General features: G+C 68.8%; 3 protein-coding genes. 1 reads left to right on the top strand and 2 read right to left on the bottom strand.

The features are described 5' to 3' along the window. On the top strand, positions 1 to 905 hold a 905-nt coding region (locus FNH05_RS36530), incomplete at its 5' end, for a penicillin-binding transpeptidase domain-containing protein (protein ID WP_281287669.1). A gap of 12 nt (positions 906 to 917) precedes the next feature. Here FNH05_RS36530 and FNH05_RS36525 read toward each other — a convergent pair. Both FNH05_RS36525 and FNH05_RS36520 read right to left on the bottom strand, forming a co-directional pair. Continuing rightward, entirely contained in the window at positions 918 to 1,403 is a 486-nt protein-coding gene (locus FNH05_RS36525; RefSeq protein WP_144593399.1) for an SPW repeat domain-containing protein, read from the bottom strand. A gap of 56 nt (positions 1,404 to 1,459) precedes the next feature. Further along, entirely contained in the window at positions 1,460 to 1,987 is a 528-nt protein-coding gene (locus tag FNH05_RS36520; RefSeq protein WP_144593398.1) for a DUF421 domain-containing protein, read from the bottom strand. Positions 1,988 to 2,078: the final 91 nt, after the last annotated feature.

Raw genomic sequence — 2,078 nt, 5'->3', positions numbered from 1 at the left:
CCGAGTCGGTGAACACGGTGTTCTACCGGATGGGGGCGCAGGTCGGGGTCGAGGCGGTGCGCCAGGCGGCGTGGGACGCGGGGATCCCGCGCCAGATCACGCCCGCGCTCGGCGTGCCGTTCGACTCGCTGCAGAACGACGATGCGGACGGCAAAGGCACCGGCACCACCGAACTGGGGGTCACCATCGGCCAGTACCCGGTGCGCCCGCTGGACCAGGCCCAGGGCTACGCCACCTTCGCCTCGGGCGGGAAGTACGTGCCATTGCACCTGGTCTCCCGCGTGACCGGCGCGGATGGCAACACGCTCTATTCCTTCTCGGCCGCACCGAAACCGGCGTTCGACTCCGATTCCGGGACCAACGCGGCCATCGCGCGCACGGTCACGGAGTCACTCACGGCCGTGGCAACGTCCTCCGGGGACGGGCTGGCCGGGGGCCGTCCGGTGGCGGCGAAGACGGGTACGGCGCAGTTGGGCAACACCGGGCACAACTCGGAGGCCTGGATGGTGGGCTACACGCCGCAGGCCGTCACGGCGGTGTGGTTCGGCAACAAGAAACAGCCCGCGGCGATCTACGGCAACTACCACAACGGGAAGGGCAGGGAGCACGGCTACGACGTGTACGGGCGTGAAGAACCCGGCTACATCTGGCAGGCCTACATGAATGCCTACCTGCACGACAAGCCGGTTCTCCCGTTCCCCTCCGCACCGGTGATCAGCGGGGTGCCGGCACCGGTGACCACGACACCCGACACGACGACCGATGTCTCGTCCACTTCCACCGAACCGCCGCCGACGACGACCGAGACGACGGGAACCACCCGTTCCAGGTCGAGCGACCCGTCCTCGGCCACGACGAGGAGCACGGTCTCGTCGCCGTCCCGGCACAGTCCGGTGACCGGCTGACGTGGGCCCGGTTCAGCCCTGCCGGTTTTCGGCGCGGCGCTCGCGGTAGGTCATCACCGCACTCGAACCCGACAGCGCGATCAGGACCACACCGACGGCGATGTCGTTGATGGTGGCGAGCGGGGCGCCGGTGTCGTGCAGGGCGAACGGCGCGATGACCAGCCAGAGGCCCAAGGTGGCGTTGGCCAGGCTGAGCCAGGGCAGGTCGCGGGGCGCGACCACGCGGAACAAGGCCAGTGAGGCGACCACCAGCGCGATGGTGACGTCGTTGATGTCACCGGCGCCGCTGACCGTCGGGAAGCGGTAGTGCAGCGCGAAGGGGGCGAATCCGAGCCAGATGGCGGCCAGGAGGGCCAGCCCGCTGGGCAGGCTCGGCGTCAGCCGCCCTTCGGTTTCCGGCCCGACCCACAGATGCCGTTCCCAGGAGGCGGTTGTGCCTCCGGTGCGGGCCGTGGTCGTGGGATGAGCGCGCATGGCGGCCTCCTCGAATCGACTCATCACAATTATTGCACAAAGCAACACTTGTCAGTGCCGTGTGAATCCGGGGCCTTCAGTCAGCGGTCGGCGTCGCCGTGTTCCGGACCTGGCAGGGGCAGCAGTTCACCGGCCGTGTCCGTTCGGCGAACGACGGTGAACCCGCCCTTGGACTCGTACAGCACGAGGCGCACCTCGTCGAGGGAGTAGACGCCCTTCTGCCGCAGCGCGGCGTGCAGGTCGTCCTCGGTGAGTCGGCACTTCCGCAGCACGCTCCGATAAATGTTGCCGTCCCTCACCAGGATCTCGACGGGATGGTCCATGAGACGTCGAAGGGCCGGCAGGAACCTCAGACGGGACAGTCCGGCGTGGACCAGGAGCAGGGTTGCCAGCGCCGCGAATCCGAGTACGAACGAGGTACCCGTGGCGGTGGCGCTCCGGCCGATGATCGCGCCGACCGCGACCGCGACCACGAAATCGGAGATCCGTAGTTCGGCGATCGCTCTGCGCGGCGCGAGGCGAAGGCCCGCCAGTGCCGTCAGCGTCAGCAGCAGGGTCTTACCGCACACCCCGCCGATAGCGGTCCAATCGCCGTACAGCCAAGACACTCCGCGCCGGATACCCCGGCCCCCGTTGGGCAAACACGCCTCAACCGGCGGGCGTGAAGGCGACGACGCGCAGCCTGGTCAGGGCGTCGTG

The organism is Amycolatopsis rhizosphaerae (assembly GCF_007713715.1).
GTDB lineage: Bacteria > Actinomycetota > Actinomycetes > Mycobacteriales > Pseudonocardiaceae > Amycolatopsis_E > Amycolatopsis_E rhizosphaerae.
The sequence above is the reverse complement of the archived record's forward strand: the minus strand, read 5'-3'. Positions and strand labels throughout refer to the sequence as shown.

Coding starts and splice junctions, on each gene's coding strand:
- FNH05_RS36525 (WP_144593399.1), bottom strand. CDS start 1,403: ATGAGTCGATTCGAGGAGGCCGCCATGCGCGCTCATCCCACGACCACG.